The sequence below is a fragment of the Janthinobacterium sp. Ant5-2-1 genome (assembly GCF_001445815.1).
In the GTDB taxonomy this organism is placed as follows: Bacteria; Pseudomonadota; Gammaproteobacteria; order Burkholderiales; family Burkholderiaceae_D; genus Janthinobacterium; species Janthinobacterium lividum_E.
Genome location: NZ_LNCE01000071.1, coordinates 114,911 through 132,191, shown reverse-complemented (window position 1 = coordinate 132,191; position 17,281 = coordinate 114,911). Strand labels below are relative to the sequence as shown.

The following is a 17,281-nucleotide window of genomic DNA, read 5'->3' as shown; positions in this document are numbered from 1 at the left end:
GAACGCTTGAATCAAGCGCTGGGAATAACATCGTAGTTATCCACGGGTAAAAGGTGGCGGACCAGTTGGTCCGCCATTTTTTAATTCCCCGTCGCCACAGGTCGCGCCGGATCGGCGCACCATTCGCTCCAAGAACCCGGATACAGGGCCGCGCCCGGCAAGCCGGCCACTTCCAGTGCCAGCAAGTTGTGGCAAGCCGTCACGCCGGAGCCGCACTGCATGACGGCTGCTTGCGGCGAGGCGATCAATGCGCTGAAGTCTTTTTCCAATGCCTCGGCCGGCTTGAAGCGGCCATCCGCCTGTAAATTATCCTTGAAGAAACGGTTTTTCGCGCCGGGGATGTGGCCGCCCACGGGATCGATGGTTTCGTTTTGGCCGCGATAACGGTCGGAGGCGCGCGCGTCGATCACCGTCAGCGCCTGGTTTTCCAGGTTGGCGACGACGTCCTGTACGCTGACCGTGCGCGTCAGGCTGGCTTTTTCCGTGAGCTTGCCCACAGGGCGGGGCGCCACCGGCGTGACCAGCGGCAAGCCTTGCGCCTGCCAGGCGGCCAGGCCGCCGTCGAGCACGGCGACGGCCGGATGGCCGAGCCAGCGCAGCAGCCACCACAAACGGGCGGCGAACATGCCGCCCTGGCCGTCATAGGCGACCACTTGCGTGTCGTCATTGATGCCCCAGCCGCGCAAGGTGGCCAGCAGGGTGTTGCGGTCGGGCAAAGGATGGCGTCCCGTAAAGTCCGCGCCGCGCGCCGTCTTCGGGGCGGACAGGGCCGTGTCGATATCGGCGAACTGCGCGTTCTGGATGTGGCCGGCGGCAAACGCATCGCTGCCGGCTGCCGGGTTGAGCAAGTCGTGGCGGCAATCGAGGATCACCCAGTTGCTGTCGTTCAGGTGGCTGGCCAGTTCGCTGGCCTGTATCAAGGTGGTGTACATCGGAAACGCTCCTTTACACTTCGCTGGCAATCGGATCCGTGCGCGCGATCGCCGCGCCACGGGCCGTGTTGCGGGTATTGTAATAGGTTGCCGCGATACCCGAAGCGAGAATGATGCCGATGCCGGTCCAGCCGTGCCAGTCGAACAGGTCGCCAAAGATCACCACGCCCCAGAAGCTGGAAAAGACGATGCCCGTGTATTGCAGATTGGCCACTACGAGGGTCTTGCCCAAGCGATAGGCGCGCGTCATGGCCATCTGCGCCATGGTGGCGCACAGGCCGATGGCGGCCAGCAAGCCGATGCCGTAGGCGCTCGTGTGCGCATGCCAGACGACGGGGCCGCCGCCGGCGCTGGCCACGTGGCCAATCACGCCGGCGAGGAAATTGACGACCGAGAAATAAAACACGACCCGGTATTCGGGCTCGCCCAGCAAGCCCAGTTTACGTACTTGCAAATAGGCGAGGGCAGACAGCATGCCGGAAATCAAGGCCGTGATGGCGCCGCCCAGCTGGTCCGTCTCGAACACGGGTTGCAGCAGCAGGGTCACGCCGACAAAGCTCATGGCAATCGCGGCCATCAGCGGCCACTCGACCTGTTTCATGCCTTTCCACCAACCGCCCGCCAGCAGGATCACGGCGATCCAGATGGGCGCCATGTAATTCAAGGTCATGGCCGTGGCCAGCGGCAGGATGGCGATCGCATAAAACCACAGCCACAGGGCGATCACGCCCACCACGCCGCGCCACAGATGCTGGCCCGGCATCGTGGTTTTAAAGCTGCCGCCCTGGTACAAAATCGTGCAGCTCATGACGATCATGCCGATGATGCCGCGGTACATGACGATTTCGGACGTCGAATACATATCCGACGCCAGCTTGACGCACACGCCCATGATGGCGAACATGAAACTGGCAAACAGCATCCATAACGATTGCATTGGATTCCCGGAAAATGAGAGGATAAAAAAAGGGCCGCGCAATGCGGCCCTTCTGCTAATTACAGCGCGATATTATTGCGGTACCACTCGTGGAAGTGCTGCATGCCATCTTCCATGGGCGATTGGTAAGGACCCACTTCGCTCACGCCGCGCGCCATCAGGGCCTTGCGGCCGGCATCCATGCGCAGGGCGATTTCATCGTCCTCGACGCAGGTTTCCATGTAGGCAGCCCGCTCCGCTTCGACGAAGTCGCGCTCGAACAGCACGATTTCTTCTGGGTAATAGAACTCCACCACGTTGCGCGTCTTTTGCGGGCCATCGGGCCACAGGGTCGAGACGACCAGCACGTGCGGATACCATTCCACCATGATGTTCGGATACAGAGTCAGCCAGATGGCGCCATACGGCGGCGCTTCGCCGCCACGGAATTGCAGCACCTGCTCTTGCCATTTCTTGTAGGCAGGCGAACCGGCCTGCTGCAAGCCGCGGTGCACGCCCACCGTTTGCACGCTGTAATCCTTGCCGAATTCCCAGCGCAGGTCGTCGCAGCTGACGAAGCTGCCCAGGCCCGGGTGGAACGGTTCGACGTGATAATCCTCGAGGTAGACTTCGATGAAAGTCTTCCAGTTGTAGTCGCACTCGTGGATTTCCACGTGGTCGAACATGTAGCCGGAAAAATCGAGGTCTTTCGAGACGGACAAATCTTTCAATTTTTCCATCACGTTGTAGCCATTCTGTTCGAACAGCAAGCCATTCCAGCTTTGCAGCGGCGTTTTCGACAAGTTCAGGCACGGCGTCTCGGGGAAATGCGGCGCGCCGATCAATTCACCCTTCAGGTCGTAAGTCCAGCGGTGCAGCGGGCACACGATATGGTTCGCGTTGCCGCGGCCGTTGAACATCAGCGCCTGCCGGTGGCGGCACACGTTGGACAGCACTTCGATGCCATTGGCGTTGCGCACGAGCATGCGCCCTTCGTTCTCAGACGCCAGGGTCGCAAAATCGCCGGTTTCCGGCACCATCAGCGCATGCCCGACATAGCGCGGGCCGGCTTGGAACAATTGCTGCATTTCACGCTGCAACAGCGTTTCGTCAAAATAGACGTGGACCGGAAGTTGCGCGTTTGAGCGCGCCAGCTTGGCGTGAGTAGCCAGATCGGACATCCCAACCCCCCATAAATGTACAACGGTCAGCAGTGCCCCAGGCCATTCCCTGGGCAACCGCTACAGAGAGAAAGAATCCGCAAAGACCTGAATTCAAATTTGTTGAAACGGTATTTCGGACAGAACCGGCGATTATAGCGCGTATCGGCCTCGGCATTGCCAAAACCCCCCGGTAAATAGTCTATTAATGAGAAACATTGTCATTTGGCGTGCAATTTCCGGTAGATGGGAACGATTGCGCTAAAATTCACTGCCAAGCTGGCAACGCTATTGACTTTGAGCGCGCCGATTGCGCTTTAGTTTTCACTTAATAGTGTGGTTTGTTCTAAAATAACGCTTCTATGCTGGCCGGGAATCCCCGGCGTCTCCCTACAAGCCCCTCGTGCCACGAAGAGATCTGAGTTTATGTCGAAGAAATTAACTGCCGCTGCCGCAGCGCCGGCCTCGTTTGAAGAGGCGATGGCGGAACTGGCGCAGCTGGTAACGCAAATGGAAGCGGGCCAGTTGCCGCTGGAAGCATCGGTCGCGGCCTACCAGCGCGGCTCGGAACTGGTCAAGTATTGCGCAACCCAGCTCGACAGCGTTGAAGCGCAGGTAAAAGTATTGGAAGGCGACATGTTGAAACCGTTCGTGGATGCCGGCGAGGCCGCCCAATGATGGCCAGTGTGCAACAAGACGGCGTGACCTTCGGCGACTGGATGCAAGCCACCCAGTCCGGCGTGGAAGCCCGGCTCGACCAGTTCCTGCCGGCGGCAGATGTCGTGCCGCACAAGCTGCACGCCGCCATGCGCTATGCGCTCTTGGGTGGCGGCAAGCGCGTGCGTCCGCTGCTGGTGATGGCGGCGGGCGAATTGTTTGATGCCGATCAAGATACCCTCGCGCGCGCTGCTTGCGCGCTGGAAATGATTCACGTGTATTCGCTCGTGCATGACGACATGCCGTGCATGGATGACGATGCCTTGCGTCGTGGCAAGCCCACCGTGCACATCGCCTACGATGAAGCGACGGCCCTGCTGGTCGGCGACGCGCTGCAATCGCAAGCCTTCATGCTGCTGGCTGAAGGCGCGGCCATTCCGCCGGCGCGGCAAATGGCCATGCTCAAGCTGCTGGCGCACGCCTCGGGTTCGGCCGGCATGTGCGGCGGCCAGGCGATTGACCTCGACAGCGTCGGCCTGGCCTTGACCTTGCCGCAGCTGGAACAGATGCATCAACTGAAAACGGGCGCCTTGCTGCGCGCGGCCGTGATCCTCGGCGCGCTGGCGGGCAAGGACTTGACGGCGGACGAGATGACGGCGCTGAACGCGTATGCGCGCGCCGTCGGGCTGGCGTTCCAGGTGGTCGACGACGTGCTCGACGCCACGGCCGATTCGGCCACCCTGGGCAAGACGGCGGGCAAGGATGCGGCCGCCAACAAGCCCACTTACGTATCGATACTGGGGCTGGAACCATCGAGAGCCCTGGCAGAACAATTGCGGTGCGACGCCCATGCGGCGCTGGCGCCATTCGGGGACAAGGCACGCCGTTTGCGCGAGCTGGCGGACCTGGTCGTGCAGCGGAAGGCATAAATGAAACTGTTAGAAACCATCAATGAACCAGCGCAAGTGCGCAAGCTGGCCCGCTCGCAACTGGTGCCGCTGGCGCAGGAATTGCGCAGCTTCCTGCTCGACTCCGTTTCCAAGACGGGCGGCCACCTGTCGTCCAACCTGGGCACGGTCGAGCTGACCGTCGCGCTGCATTACGTGTTCAACACGCCGCACGACCGCATCGTGTGGGACGTGGGCCACCAGACTTATTCGCACAAGATCCTCACGGGCCGCCGCGAGCGCATGCATACCTTGCGCCAGAAGGATGGCATTTCCGGCTTCCCGAAACGCGACGAAAGCGAATACGACACCTTCGGCACGGCGCACTCGTCGACGTCGATCTCGGCCGCACTGGGCATGGCGCAGGCCGCCAAGATCAAGGGCGATCCGCTGCACGCGATCGCCGTGATCGGCGACGGCTCGATGACGGCCGGCATGGCCTTCGAGGCGATGAACAACGCGGGCGTGCAGGAAGACGTCAACCTGCTGGTGATTTTGAACGACAACGACATGTCGATCTCGCCACCAGTGGGCGCGCTGAACCGCCACCTGGCGCGACTGATGTCGGGCCAGTTCTACGCGGCGGCGAAAAATGTCGGCAAGTCCGTCTTGCCCGGCCCCGTGCTGGAACTGGCGAAGCGCTTCGAAGAGCACGCCAAAGGCATGGTCGTGCCCGCCACCATGTTCGAGGAATTCGGTTTTAACTATATCGGCCCCATCGATGGCCACGACCTCGATTCGCTGATCCCGACCTTGCAAAACATCAAGCAATTGAAGGGCCCGCAATTCCTGCACGTGGTCACCAAGAAGGGGCAGGGCTACAAGCTGGCCGAGGCGGAACCGATCCTGTACCACGGCACGCCGAAGTTCAATCCGGCCGAAGGCATCAAGCCGGCCACGGCGCCGGGCAAGATGACGTACACGGAAGTGTTCGGCAACTGGCTGTGCGACATGGCCGCGCACGACAAGCGCCTGGTGGGCATCACGCCAGCCATGCGCGAAGGCTCGGGCATGGTCAAGTTCGAACAGCAATTTCCGAACCGTTATTTCGACGTCGGCATCGCCGAGCAGCATTCCGTGACCTTTGGCGCGGGCTTGGCTTGCGAAGGCTTGAAACCCGTCGTGGCCATTTATTCGACCTTCCTGCAGCGCGCCTACGATCAGTTGATCCACGACGTGGCGCTGCAAAACTTGGACGTGACGTTCGCGCTGGACCGCGCCGGCCTCGTGGGCGCCGATGGCGCCACGCACGCGGGCAATTACGACATGGCGTTCCTGCGCTGCATCCCGAACATGGTCGTCATGGCCGCGTCCGATGAAAACGAATGCCGCCAAATGCTGACGACGGGTTTCCATTATCCGGGCCCGGCGGCCATCCGCTATCCGCGCGGCGCGGGTGCCGGCGTGGCCATCGTGCCGGAACTGACGAGCATTGAAATCGGCAAGGGCGAGATCAAGCGCCACGGCAAGCGCATCGCCATCCTGGCCTTCGGTTCCATGGTGGCGCCGAGTGTCGCGGCAGGCGACAAGCTCGACGCGACGGTCGCCAACATGCGCTTCGTCAAGCCGCTCGACGTGGCGCTGGTGAAACAGCTTGCCGCAGAACACGATTACCTGGTGACGGTGGAAGAGGGCTGCATCATGGGCGGCGCCGGTTCGGCCGTGGCCGAAGTGCTGGCGGCGGAGGGCATCGTCAAGCCGATTTTGATGCTGGGCTTGCCCGACACCTTCATCGACCATGGCGACCCCGTGCAACTGCTGAAAAGCGTGGGCCTGGACGCCACCGGCATCGCCGCCTCGATCGAGCAGCGTTTTGGCGGCACGCAGCCGCGTCTGGCCGTCGTCAGCTAAGTTTGCCCGCATACAGAGAGAAGCGGCACTGCGGTGCCGCTTTTTTTTCGCCTGCCGAGATTTTACGCTGCACTGCAACATTTTTCGCCGGGGAATGCTACGATGACGCTTTGATACCCTTTCAAAGTTCAATTTGCATTTCAGGAAACTTCACCGCCGTTCGCGCGCACTGGCCGGCCGCTGGCTGACGGGCATGCACGCCTATACCGACAAACTGGCGCAGCGCCGTCCCCTGTGGATGGTCAGCCTGGCCATCGATGAAACGAATCTGTCCGAGGGCCTGCGGGCCGCGTGCGCGTCAAGCGCCATGCTGTTGCTGGGCCTGCTGTTCGACCACCCCGATTTTTCCTGGGCCGCCATCGGCGCGTTCTGGACCTGCCTGGCCGACGCGGCCGGCACGCGGCGCATGCGCTTCGTCTCGATGGTGGGCTTCGGCTTGCTGTCGACCGTGGCAGGCGGCCTGACGGCGCTGGCGGCCGGCCATGGCGTGGCGGCGGCCGCCATCGCCGTGCTGCTGTTTTCCTGGGCCGGCGCGCTGGCGCGCATCTGGGGCGCGGCCACGGCGCAAGTGGCCATCCTGGCCGCCACGGCTTGCGTGGTGATGGTCACGCATCCATTGGAATCGATGACGCAGACGGCGCCTTTCCTGGGCCTGTACATGTTCGGCTGCCTGTTTGCCACCGTGCTCAGTTTTACGGTCTGGCGCATCCACCCGTTCAGCCCGGCCAGGCGCGCCATCCGCGCCGCGTATTCGCGCCTGGCCGGCATCGCGCGCGACAATGCGCGCTTCCTGGAACAGGGGCGGGCGCTGCCGGACGCCACCGCGCACGGCGCCAGCTACCGCTCGCAGGCGCGCGCCGCGCTGGAAGCGGCGCGCGTCGCCCTGGCCGCCGTGCCGCCCGCGCGCGCGGGCCGCAGCGCCCTGTACGACAACCTGCTGCTGGCGCTCAGCGACGCCGAGCGCATCTTCGCCTATCTGATCGCCGTCACGCATACGTGCGAGCGCGAGCAGCAGCGCCTGCGCCAGGACCCGCGTGCGCGGCGCAGCCTGGAAGTGATGGCCGTGCTGCTGCGCCGCCTGGGACAAGCCGTGCAGCGCCAGCCGGAAACGCCGCCGCTGGCATTGCAGCGCCGCCTGGCGAACTGCGGACGACGCCTGGAAGCGGCGCTGGGCGCCTTGTTGCCCTTGCGCCTGAACGTGGATTTCATGGAACTGGGCTTGCCGCGCGCGACGCAGCTGCCGTGGCGCGAGGCGGCTTTCCTGGCGCTGGGGCAAGCGTGGCAAACGGCGAAAGTCAACGCCACGCCGCAGTCGCTGAGCTGGCGCCATGCGGCGCGCGTGTCGTTGGCGACGACGGCCGGCTTCCTCTTGGTGGAGGCCTTGCATATTCCCTTCGGCTACTGGGCCACGATGGCGACCTTGTTGATCTTGCAGCCATCCGTGTCGACCACCTGGCCGCGCGGCATCGAGCGCGTCGCTGGCAGCGTGCTGGGCGCCGTGCTGGCCGTGCTGATCGGCCTGGTCATTTACACGCCGCTGGGCATCTCGCTGGTGGTGTTTCCCCTGATCGTCGCTACGATGGCCTTGCGCCGTGTCAGCTACAGCCTGCACGTGCTGTTCATGACGCCCGCCTTCGTACTGGTGGCCGACTATGCGGCGCCGGCCAGCGAGATGGTGTATGCGGTAAGCCGCCTGGGCAACAATGTGCTGGGCTGCGTGCTGGCCCTGCTGGCCACGTTTTTCCTGTGGCCCGACCGCGAGGCGGACGACCTCGATCAGCGCCTGGCGAAAGCCGTGTCGGCCAACCTGAAATACCTGCTGGCCGTGCTGGCGGCGGGTGGACGCTGGGATAGCGCCATTGCGCGCCTGCGCCGCGAGGCGGGGCTGGCCAGCAATAATGCGGAACAAGTGCTGCAACGCCTGCGCATCGAGCGCCGCCTGGACCGCAGCAGCGGCGTGGGCCTGGCGGCATTGCGCACCTTGCCGTTGCTGCGCCGCGTGGCGGGCAGCACGGCGCGCATCAGTTTGAGCCCGCAGGCCGAGCCGGCGCCGCCCGCATTGCAGCGGTGGATTGCCGCCGTTAGCGGGGAAATCGATGCGTTGCTGCGCGGTGAAGCCGATGCCGCTGCGCCCGGCCCGTGCGCGGCAGAGGGCTTGACGGCCCTGCAAGCTGATGCGGTGGCCCAGGTGCAGCTGCTGCGCGGCTTGCTGCGCGAACATGTGCAGGCGATGGATAACGCGGTGACGTCCTCGCGTTGAAGCGTAGCCGCTCGGCCGGCTGCGCCCGCAACCGGCCTTTTCCTGCTTGCGGCGCCAATATTGTATAGACGTTTGGCGCCTGCCAATCTCTCCAAATTCCACATTTCATGGGCTTCCCCGATATATTTTCCAAACTGGAAATTTATCGAAAGGAAACGTTGACTCTAAAATAATCGCGCTCTATATTCGTTTTTGTAGGATGTAAATTCTACAAGGTAATAAGCATGCAAGCGCAAGTGGCATTCTTTTTCCACGTCTATCGAAGGGTGGGAAATGTTTTAAAAGATCGTACTTTTCCTGTAACGACGTCAAGGTGGCTTCATGATGCAAAAGAAAATTAAAACCATCGCCATGTATGGCTTGATCCTGGCCGCCGGCCTGGGCAGCGGTTATGGCCTGTCCTTGTTGCCCGGCTTGCTCAAGTCGAATTACACCGAGGGTAATTACGCCGCGTATTTCCCGAATGCCCAGGCGAAAGTGGTGCTGTACGGCACGGACTGGTGCGGCTATTGCGCCAAGACGCGTGCCTACTTCAAGGAAAACAAGATCGAATTCGTCGATCTCGATATCGAGAAATCCCCGGAAGCGAAAAAAGCCCATGAGGCACTGGGCGGCGGCGGCGTGCCCGTGGTGTTGATCGGCAACCGCAAGATCCAGGGTTTCAATGCGGGCGCGCTGGAAGCGGCGCTGAAGAAAATCTGACGTTCCCACTTGTTAACTTGAAAGGCTGACCATGTTCAAAAAGATTGCTGTTTTTCTGTTTGCCGCCGGCGCCGCGCTGTCCTTCAGCGTCCAGGCAGGTGGGCCTGACTGCACCTTTGTGTGCGAACGCAATCTGCTCGATTGCGTGGAATTCGGCCAGCCGGCCTGCATGGAAAATTATCAGGCTTGTCAGAAAGAGTGCCTGCGTCCGCCCCGTAATTGACGCGCGGAGCAATGCCAGCTTATGGATGGCGCGTAAGGGACGGCGCGCTGTGGATGTCAGTGATCGTCTGTCAATTCAACAGGAGTGCTTATGTTCAAAAAACTGGGTTTCTTTTTGTTTGCCATGGGCGTCAGCGCCTCGTATGCCATGGCCAGCGGTACCGCCGACATTTCGGAATGCCAATCCGAGTGCTATATGGCGCTCGATGCCTGTGTCATGGAGTTCAGTGTCCCTTCATGCGTGCGTGCCAATAAAGCCTGCCTTCAGGCTTGCGGTTAAGTAAAACACTCTGTCAGCCGGATAAAGCGCGGCGATGCTGTTTGACAGCATCGCCGTTTTTTTATCTCATGCCCGCGTGCGGTCGTGCCGCCACAACACGTCGCTGCCGCCGGCAAAGCGGTTGAGCACGCGCGACAGCACGAACAGCAGGTCCGACAATCGGTTCACGTACTGGCGCGGATGTTCGTGGATGGTTTCCGCATTGGTCAGCGCGACGATGCTGCGCTCGGCGCGGCGGCATACGGTGCGGCACACGTGGGCCAGCGAGGCGGCGCGCGAACCGGCCGGCAGGATGAATTCGGAAAGGGCTGGCAAGTCCGCATTGTATTTCGCCAGCAGGTCGTCGAGGCGCAGCACGTGCTCTTCCTTGATCAGCTGGTAGCCGGGGATGCAGATTTCTCCGCCCAGGTCGAACAGGTCGTGCTGGATGGCCACCAGTTCCTCGCGCAAGGCGTCGGGCATGGCTTCGCACAACAGCAAGCCGATATTGGAATTGAGTTCGTCCACGTCGCCCATGGCGTGGATACGGGCGCTGTCCTTGCTGGTGCGGCTGCCGTCGCCCAGGCCGGTGCTGCCATTGTCGCCCGTGCGCGTGGCGATTTTCGAAAGTCGGTTGCCCATGATGCTGATCCTGTAAAGAAGAATGGGGGCAGCATACGACACTGCGCGCCGCCTGGCCGCGGATTTGCGGGCAAATCGGACAAAAAATGCGGTGCGCGCCACTTTTGTGCTTACAATCGTTGCACGCCCATGTCCATTTGTCCCCATCTTATGCTCAATGCCGCTCCTGAACCCGGATTGACCGCCGCACGTCAGCAAGCCGTCGTCGCGGCCCTGCTGGCCGTGCTGCCGGCACGTTGCGTGCTGTCCGACGCGGAAGACACGCGCCCGTACGAATGCGATGGCCTGGCCGCCTACCGCCAGTTGCCGATGGTGGTGACCTTGCCGGACACGGAAGAACAGGTCATCGCCATCCTCGGCGTCTGCCGCGAACTTGGCGTGCCGATCGTGCCGCGCGGCGCCGGCACGGGCTTGTCGGGCGGCGCCTTGCCGATCGCCGATGGCGTGGTGCTGTCGACGGCGCGTCTGAACCGCATCGTGCGCGTGGATGCGTACGCGCGCACGGCCGTGGTGCAGCCGGGCGTGCGCAACCTGGCCATTTCCGAAGCGGCCGCGCAATATGCCTTGTATTACGCGCCCGACCCATCCTCACAGATTGCCTGCAGCATCGGCGGCAACGTGGCGGAAAACTCGGGCGGCGTGCATTGCCTCAAATACGGGCTGACCGTGCACAATGTGCTGCGCGTGCGCGTCGTCACCATCGATGGCGATGTGCTGGAGCTGGGCGGCGAATGCCTGGATTCTCCGGGCCTGGACCTGCTGGCCGTCTTCATCGGCTCCGAAGGCATGCTGGGCATCGTCACGGAAGTGACCGTGAAACTGATACCGAAACCGGCCACGGCGCGTGTCATCATGGCCTCGTTCGGCGACGTCGTCACGGGCGGCAATGCCGTGGCCAACGTGATCGCCGCCGGCATCATCCCTGCCGGCCTGGAAATGATGGACCAGACGTCGTCGCGCATGGTCGAACCATTCGTCAAGGCCGGCTACGACATCGACGCGGCCGCCATTTTGCTATGTGAAGCGGATGGCACGCACGAGGAAGTGGAAGAGGAAATCGCGCGCATGACGGCCGTGCTGGAAGGGGCGGGCGCCAGTGCCATCGCCGTCTCGCAGTCGGAAGCGGAGCGCATGAAATTCTGGTCCGGCCGCAAGAACGCCTTTCCCGCCGCCGGGCGCATCTCGCCCGACTACTACTGCATGGACGGCACCATCCCGCGAAAAAAACTGGCGGAAGTGCTGACGGGTATCGCCGCCATGGAAACGACGCATGGCTTGCGCTGCGCGAACGTGTTTCACGCGGGCGACGGCAATCTGCATCCCTTGATCCTGTTCGACGCCAACATGCCCGGCGAATTCGAGCGCGCCGAAGCGTTTGGCGCCGACATCCTGGCCCTGTGCGTGGCCGTGGGCGGCACGATTACGGGCGAGCATGGCGTGGGCATGGAAAAGATCAATTCCATGTGCGTGCAATTTACGCGCGCTGAACTCGATGCCTTCTTTGCCGTCAAGCGCGCCTTCGATCCCCACACCTTGCTGAACCCGGACAAGGCGATTCCCACCTTGAACCGCTGCGCCGAATTCGGCAAGATGCATGTGACGGCGGGGCGCCTGCCATTCGCCAACCTGCCCCGTTTTTAATTTTCCGGAGACCCTTTTGCAAGCGATAGCGGAACAATTCAGGCAGCAGATCCTGGCGGCCAGCGCGGCGGGCAGCCCCTTGCGCCTGCGCGGCGGCGGCACGAAGGACTGGTATGGCCAGCAACTGACAGGCGAGGTGCTCGATACGCGCGCCTATGCGGGCATCATCGACTATGAACCGACGGAGCTGGTGATCACGGCCCGCTGCGGCACGCCGCTGGCGGAAATCGAGGCGGCGCTGGCCGCGCGCAACCAGATGCTGGCGTTCGAACCGCCCCATTTCGGCCCTGGCGCCACGGCGGGCGGCGTCGTCGCCAGCGCCTTGTCCGGCCCGCGCCGCGCCAGCGCGGGCGCGCTGCGTGACTTTGTGCTGGGTGCCGTGCTGATGGATGGCCATGGCGAACGCCTGGCCTTCGGCGGACAGGTGATGAAAAACGTGGCCGGCTACGATGTCTCGCGCCTGCTGGCGGGGTCTTTGGGCACCCTGGGCCTGATCCTGGAAGTGTCGCTGAAGGTGCTGCCCTTGCCGCTGCGCGAAGCGACGTTACGCGTGGCGTGCGCGGAAATTGCCGCCTTGCGCATGCTCAATGAGTGGGCGGGCAAGCCGCTGCCGATATCGGCCAGCTGCTGGCATGACGGCGTGTTGACGGTGCGCCTGTCCGGCGCCGAGGCGGCCGTCTCGGCGGCGCTGCAATCATTGAAAGGCGAAGTGCTGGCAGCAGAAGAAGCATCCGCCTTCTGGCTGTCCGTGCGCGAGCAAACGCATGCATTCTTCGCGGGCGCGGGCAGCCTGTGGCGCTTGTCGCTGCCGCAGCACGCCAGCGCCATGATTTTAAAAGGGCGCCAGCTGATCGAGTGGGGCGGGGCGCAGCGCTGGCTCAAGCTCGACGGCGACGCCGATGCGGCCGGCGCGCAGCACATCCGCCAGGCCGTGGCGGCCGCCGGCGGCCACGCCACCCTGTTCCGCGGCGGCGACAAGGCCGTGGGCGTGTTCCACCCGCTGGCGCCGGCCGTGGCCACCATCCATCAGCGTCTGCGGCAGGCTTTCGACCCGGCCGGCATCTTCAACCCGCACAGAATGTATTGAGCGCGCATGCAAACCAATCTCGCCGATTTCATCAAGAATACGCCGGCAGGCGACGAAGCCGAAGCCATCCTGCGCGCCTGCGTGCATTGCGGTTTTTGCACGGCCACCTGTCCCACCTACCAGTTGCTGGGCGACGAACTCGATGGCCCGCGCGGACGCATCTACCTGATCAAGCAAGTGCTGGAAGGCGCGCCCGTCACGGCCAAGACGCAGACGCACCTGGACCGCTGCCTGACCTGCCGCAACTGCGAGTCGACCTGTCCATCCGGCGTGCAGTACGGGCGTCTGCTCGACATCGGCCGCAGCGTCGTCGAGCAGCGCGTGCAGCGCTCCTTGCGCGAACGCGCGCTGCGCTTCGCCCTGAAGGAAGCCTTGCCGCGCCGCTGGCTGTTTACGCCCGTGTACAAGGCGGGGCAAGCGCTGCGCCCGCTGCTGTCGAAAAGCTTGCAGGACAAATTGCGCCCGGGCTCCGCCGCCGGTACATGGCCCACGCGCCAGCATGCACGCAGCATGTTGCTGCTCGACGGCTGCGTGCAGCCGGCCATGTCGCCGAACATCAACGCGGCCACGGCGCGCGTGTTTGACGCGCTGGGCGTGCAATTGATCGTCGCGCCGAAGGCCGGCTGCTGCGGCGCGCTGCGCCATCACCTGAACGACCAGGACGCGGCGCTGGACGACATGCGCCGCAATATCGACGCCTGGTGGCCTTACGTAGATAGTGCCGAAGCCATCGTCATGACGGCGTCCGGCTGCGGCGCCACGGTCAAGGAATACGGCCATTTGCTGGCGCATGATGCGCAATATGCGGACAAGGCGCGCCGCATCGCGGCACTGACGCGCGATCTGTCCGAGATCATGCCGGCGTTTGAAGCGGAACTGGCGGCGCTGCTGAAAGGGCGCATCGGCAAAAGGGTGGCGTATCACCCGCCATGCACCCTGCAGCATGGCCAGCAGGTGCGCGGCAAGGTGGAGCAGGTCTTGCGCGCCGTCGGCGTCGACGTGCGCCTGTGCGCGGACAGCCATTTGTGCTGCGGTTCGGCGGGCACGTATTCGATTTTGCAACCGGAACTGTCGCAGCAGCTGCGTGACAACAAGGTGGCGAACCTGGAGGCGTGCGAGCCGGAGATGATCGTGTCGGCCAATATCGGCTGCCTGAGCCACCTGCAGTCGGGCACGGAGACGCCCGTGCGGCACTGGATCGAGCTGATCGACTCGGCCTTGGCGCCTAAATAGGTACTTCGCTGTACTGCGCGACGCGCCATTGGGGCGCCGGCACGAAGTTGGCCGCCCACTCCAGCACGGCGTCGGCCGGCATGGGGCGGGCGATGCCGTAGCCTTGCGCCAGATCGCAGCCCAGCTGGATCAAACGCGCGCCATGTTCGACGCTTTCCACGCCTTCGGCGATCACCGTCAGGCTGAAGGAGCGGGCCAGGCCGATGACGGCGCGCACCAGGTGCAGGTCGTCGCGGTCGTTGAGCATGTTGCGCACGAAGCTCTGGTCGATCTTGACGATATTCGCCGGCAGGCGTTTTAAATACGACATCGACGAGTAGCCGGTGCCGAAATCGTCGAGGGCGAAAGTGATGCCCAGCGCCTGGCAGGCGCGGATGATGCGGCGCACGTCCTCGATGTCGTGCAGGGCCGACGATTCGAGGATTTCCAGTTCCAGCATGCTGGCGCGCACGCCGGGAAATTCGCCGAGGATGGTTTCCAGGCGCGAGACGAAATCCGGTTGCTGGAAATGGCGCGCCGCGATATTCACGCTGACCACCCAGTGCTTGCCGCCAGCCACCCAGCGCTGCATCTGCCACAGGGCCTGGCGCAGTACCCATTCGCCGATATCGATGATCAAATCCGTCTGTTCCACCAGCGGCAGGAATTGCGCGGGCGCCAGTATGCCGCGGCGCGGATGTTGCCAGCGCAGCAGCGCTTCCATGCCCACCACCGTGCCGGCGCGCATGTTCACCTTGGGCTGGTAGTACAGCCGCAGTTCGCCATTGATCAGGGCGTGGCGCACTTCCGTGCGCTGGTTGTGGTGGGTGCGCACTTCTTCATCGAGATTGGTGTCGAAGAAATGGTACTGGTTGCGCCCCGTCAGCTTGGCCTGGTAGACGGCGTGGTCGGCGTGGCGCAGCAGGCTTTCCGTATTCAGGTCCTTGCCCGCGTAGACGGCGATGCCGGCGCTGGCCGTCATGTGCAGCGCCTGCTGGTCGCACTGGTAGGGGCGGCCCAGTTCCGCCATCAGCTGCGTGACGTTTTGTTCGATGCTGGCGATGCTGGCCTGGCCGCACAGCAGCAGGACGAATTCATCGCCGCCCAGGCGCGCCGCGTAATGGACCTGGCCCGTAAAGCCGTGCAGGCGGCCGGCCACCTGCTTGAGGATTTCATCGCCGGCCTCGGCGCCGTAGCGGTCGTTGATGGCCTGGAAATGGTCGAGGTCGAACAGGCAGACGGCCAGCAGGCGCTGGCGTTCGCGCGCGAGGAACAGTTCCTGTTCGAAGCGGGCGGCCAGCGCGGCACGGTTGGGCAGACCCGTCAGCACGTCATTGTAGTTTTGCCACGACAGTTTTTGCAGCGCCTGCTGCATGTGCACGGTTTCGTTCAACTGCTCGCCCAGCTGGCGCTGGCTGGTCTTCAGCGTGGTCAGCAGTGCTTCGATATCGCCGGCCATGCCGTTGAACGACTGCGACACGGCCTGCGCTTCGGGCGTGGCGCCAGCCACCAGGCGCACGGCGAAGTTGCCGTCGCGGAAGCGGTCGGTCGCTTGCACGAAGCGCGCCAGCAGCTTGCGGTGCGTGGCCAGGATCAAGCCCAGCAGCACGAAGACGAGCACGATATTGATGCTGCTGAGGACGGCCTGCTCGCGCACCCTGAGCCACACTTGCGCCAGGGGCAGGCCCGGCGTGTAATGCAGGTCGAGGATGCCGTCGCCGCCGTCCGGCAGCGCCACCGTCAGGCGGCTGCGGATGGCCGTGATGCCGGCCAGGCGCGCGAACCACGCCGGCACCGTGGCCAGTGTGTCCCCCAGCTTGCTGTCGGCCAGTACTTCGACATGCCCGCCAGCCGTGTCCCAGCGCGCGGAAACGAGGCTGCGGTTCAGCGGCAGGGCGCTGCGCAGCACTTGCCGCACGCTGTCGTGCATCGCGTGACTGTCCGCGTGCACGGCCAGCGGCAGCACGCTATTGGCGAGGAACAGGTCGAGTTGCCGCGCATCGCTCTGGTAGCGGGCATTGGCCAGCGCCGTTTCCGTGCCGAGCAGGGCGTGATAGCGAACGGCGGAAACGGCGAGTATCAGGAAGAAAATAGGAAGAAAGAGGCGGGAATAAATTCCCATCCGCATCCATGAAGATAATATTTTCCCAAAGACTGGCATCGTTTTTTGATCGATATCTGCGAATAATTATGCAAACATTATCACCGAAATTTGCTATTGGAAACACAATATTGATATCAAGCATGAAATAAGTGCGGATTGATTGATTTCAGCAATTATTGTTTTTAATCAAACCGCCGAATCGCTATTCCTGTAGCAATTGCCGAATGTCGTCCGTCAGGCTGGCCGGTTTGCTGGCCGTGGCGTAGCGGCGAAATACGCGGCCATCCTTGCGCACCAAAAACTTGGTGAAATTCCATTTGATCGACTGCGTGCCCAATATGCCGGGCGCCGCCTGTTTTAATTGCGCAAACAGGGGATGGGTCTGCGGGCCATTCACGTCCACCTTGGCAAACAGGGGAAAGGTGACGCCGAAGTTTTTCTCGCAAAAAGCGCCGATTTCCGCATTCGACCCCGGTTCCTGCTGGCGGAATTGATTGCAGGGAAAGCCCAGCACGACCAGGCCCTGCGCGTGGAATTCGCGGTACAGCGCTTCGAGCCCTTGGTATTGCGGCGTGAAACCGCAGGCGCTGGCCGTGTTGACGATCAACAGCACCTTGCCTTTGTATTGCGCCAGGTCGACCGGCGTGCCGTCCAGTGCCTCGGCCTGGAAATCGTGGATGCTGGTCATG

At 63.1% G+C, this 17,281-nt stretch carries 15 protein-coding genes; 9 read left to right on the top strand and 6 right to left on the bottom strand.

The genetic code is table 11. The features are described from left to right. Positions 1 to 80: 80 nt before the first annotated feature. Genes ASN89_RS22125 through ASN89_RS22115 form a run of 3 tightly spaced genes read right to left on the bottom strand, consistent with a single transcriptional unit; the run spans position 81 to position 3,029 of the window. The gene (locus ASN89_RS22125; protein ID WP_058050769.1) at positions 81 to 932 is read right to left on the bottom strand and encodes a sulfurtransferase; all 852 of its coding nucleotides are present in this window, start codon (positions 930 to 932) and stop codon (positions 81 to 83) included. Positions 933 to 945: 13 nt separating this feature from the next. Next, on the bottom strand, positions 946 to 1,869 hold the full coding sequence (locus ASN89_RS22120; protein ID WP_046683422.1) for a DMT family transporter: 924 nt from the start codon (positions 1,867 to 1,869) through the stop codon (positions 946 to 948). 59 nt (positions 1,870 to 1,928) lie between these two features. Beyond that, complete coding sequence (locus tag ASN89_RS22115) at positions 1,929 to 3,029, bottom strand: aromatic ring-hydroxylating oxygenase subunit alpha (protein ID WP_058050768.1); 1,101 nt, start codon at positions 3,027 to 3,029, stop codon at positions 1,929 to 1,931. A 405-nt stretch (positions 3,030 to 3,434) separates the two neighbouring features. Here ASN89_RS22115 and ASN89_RS22110 point away from each other — a divergent pair, with 405 nt between their 5' ends. The 6 genes from ASN89_RS22110 to ASN89_RS22080 all read left to right on the top strand — a co-directional run bounded on the left by ASN89_RS22110 (position 3,435) and on the right by ASN89_RS22080 (position 9,927). Continuing rightward, on the top strand, positions 3,435 to 3,686 hold the full coding sequence (locus tag ASN89_RS22110; protein WP_046683420.1) for an exodeoxyribonuclease VII small subunit: 252 nt from the start codon (positions 3,435 to 3,437) through the stop codon (positions 3,684 to 3,686). After that, a complete protein-coding gene (locus tag ASN89_RS22105) occupies positions 3,683 to 4,594 on the top strand; it encodes a polyprenyl synthetase family protein (RefSeq protein WP_235502039.1) in 912 nt (303 codons plus the stop codon). Before ASN89_RS22110 ends, ASN89_RS22105 begins: the two co-directional genes overlap by 4 nt. Beyond that, entirely contained in the window at positions 4,595 to 6,463 is a 1,869-nt protein-coding gene (gene dxs, locus ASN89_RS22100) for a 1-deoxy-D-xylulose-5-phosphate synthase (RefSeq protein WP_058050767.1), read from the top strand. A 193-nt stretch (positions 6,464 to 6,656) separates the two neighbouring features. After that, a complete protein-coding gene (locus tag ASN89_RS22095; RefSeq protein ID WP_058050780.1) occupies positions 6,657 to 8,723 on the top strand; it encodes an FUSC family protein in 2,067 nt (688 codons plus the stop codon). A gap of 321 nt (positions 8,724 to 9,044) precedes the next feature. After that, a complete protein-coding gene (locus tag ASN89_RS22090) occupies positions 9,045 to 9,425 on the top strand; it encodes a glutaredoxin family protein (RefSeq protein WP_046683418.1) in 381 nt (126 codons plus the stop codon). 313 nt (positions 9,426 to 9,738) lie between these two features. Next, positions 9,739 to 9,927 carry a hypothetical protein gene (locus ASN89_RS22080; RefSeq protein ID WP_058050766.1) on the top strand — a complete coding sequence of 63 codons (189 nt, stop codon included), beginning with the start codon at positions 9,739 to 9,741 and terminating at the stop codon, positions 9,925 to 9,927. A gap of 66 nt (positions 9,928 to 9,993) precedes the next feature. On the opposite strand, the gene ASN89_RS22075 is transcribed toward ASN89_RS22080, so the two are convergent. After that, entirely contained in the window at positions 9,994 to 10,548 is a 555-nt protein-coding gene (locus tag ASN89_RS22075; RefSeq protein WP_058050765.1) for a cob(I)yrinic acid a,c-diamide adenosyltransferase, read from the bottom strand. 150 nt (positions 10,549 to 10,698) lie between these two features. Between ASN89_RS22075 and ASN89_RS22070 the strand changes: the two genes are divergently transcribed. Genes ASN89_RS22070 through glcF form a run of 3 tightly spaced genes read left to right on the top strand, consistent with a single transcriptional unit; the run spans position 10,699 to position 14,509 of the window. Continuing rightward, positions 10,699 to 12,189 carry an FAD-linked oxidase C-terminal domain-containing protein gene (locus ASN89_RS22070; RefSeq protein ID WP_058050764.1) on the top strand — a complete coding sequence of 497 codons (1,491 nt, stop codon included), beginning with the start codon at positions 10,699 to 10,701 and terminating at the stop codon, positions 12,187 to 12,189. Between the two features lie 16 nt (positions 12,190 to 12,205). Continuing rightward, entirely contained in the window at positions 12,206 to 13,276 is a 1,071-nt protein-coding gene (gene glcE / locus ASN89_RS22065; RefSeq protein WP_058050763.1) for a glycolate oxidase subunit GlcE, read from the top strand. A gap of 6 nt (positions 13,277 to 13,282) precedes the next feature. Then, entirely contained in the window at positions 13,283 to 14,509 is a 1,227-nt protein-coding gene (gene glcF, locus ASN89_RS22060) for a glycolate oxidase subunit GlcF (protein ID WP_058050762.1), read from the top strand. Here the strand turns inward: glcF and ASN89_RS22055 are convergent. Together ASN89_RS22055 and ASN89_RS22050 are read right to left on the bottom strand one after the other, a co-directional pair. Next, positions 14,502 to 16,610 (bottom strand): putative bifunctional diguanylate cyclase/phosphodiesterase, encoded by a 2,109-nt coding sequence (locus ASN89_RS22055; protein WP_058050761.1) that lies wholly within the window; start codon positions 16,608 to 16,610, stop codon positions 14,502 to 14,504. The two genes, glcF and ASN89_RS22055, sit on opposite strands and share 8 nt — an antisense overlap. Positions 16,611 to 16,794: 184 nt before the next feature. Then, entirely contained in the window at positions 16,795 to 17,280 is a 486-nt protein-coding gene (locus tag ASN89_RS22050) for a glutathione peroxidase (RefSeq protein ID WP_058050760.1), read from the bottom strand. Position 17,281: the final 1 nt, after the last annotated feature.

Coding starts and splice junctions, on each gene's coding strand:
- ASN89_RS22125 (WP_058050769.1), bottom strand. CDS start 932: ATGTACACCACCTTGATACAGGCCAGCGAACTGGCCAGCCACCTGAAC.
- ASN89_RS22120 (WP_046683422.1), bottom strand. CDS start 1,869: ATGCAATCGTTATGGATGCTGTTTGCCAGTTTCATGTTCGCCATCATG.
- ASN89_RS22115 (WP_058050768.1), bottom strand. CDS start 3,029: ATGTCCGATCTGGCTACTCACGCCAAGCTGGCGCGCTCAAACGCGCAA.
- ASN89_RS22110 (WP_046683420.1), top strand. CDS start 3,435: ATGTCGAAGAAATTAACTGCCGCTGCCGCAGCGCCGGCCTCGTTTGAA.
- ASN89_RS22105 (WP_235502039.1), top strand. CDS start 3,683: ATGATGGCCAGTGTGCAACAAGACGGCGTGACCTTCGGCGACTGGATG.
- dxs (WP_058050767.1), top strand. CDS start 4,595: ATGAAACTGTTAGAAACCATCAATGAACCAGCGCAAGTGCGCAAGCTG.
- ASN89_RS22095 (WP_058050780.1), top strand. CDS start 6,657: ATGCACGCCTATACCGACAAACTGGCGCAGCGCCGTCCCCTGTGGATG.
- ASN89_RS22090 (WP_046683418.1), top strand. CDS start 9,045: ATGATGCAAAAGAAAATTAAAACCATCGCCATGTATGGCTTGATCCTG.
- ASN89_RS22080 (WP_058050766.1), top strand. CDS start 9,739: ATGTTCAAAAAACTGGGTTTCTTTTTGTTTGCCATGGGCGTCAGCGCC.
- ASN89_RS22075 (WP_058050765.1), bottom strand. CDS start 10,548: ATGGGCAACCGACTTTCGAAAATCGCCACGCGCACGGGCGACAATGGC.
- ASN89_RS22070 (WP_058050764.1), top strand. CDS start 10,699: ATGCTCAATGCCGCTCCTGAACCCGGATTGACCGCCGCACGTCAGCAA.
- glcF (WP_058050762.1), top strand. CDS start 13,283: ATGCAAACCAATCTCGCCGATTTCATCAAGAATACGCCGGCAGGCGAC.
- ASN89_RS22055 (WP_058050761.1), bottom strand. CDS start 16,610: ATGGGAATTTATTCCCGCCTCTTTCTTCCTATTTTCTTCCTGATACTC.
- ASN89_RS22050 (WP_058050760.1), bottom strand. CDS start 17,280: ATGACCAGCATCCACGATTTCCAGGCCGAGGCACTGGACGGCACGCCG.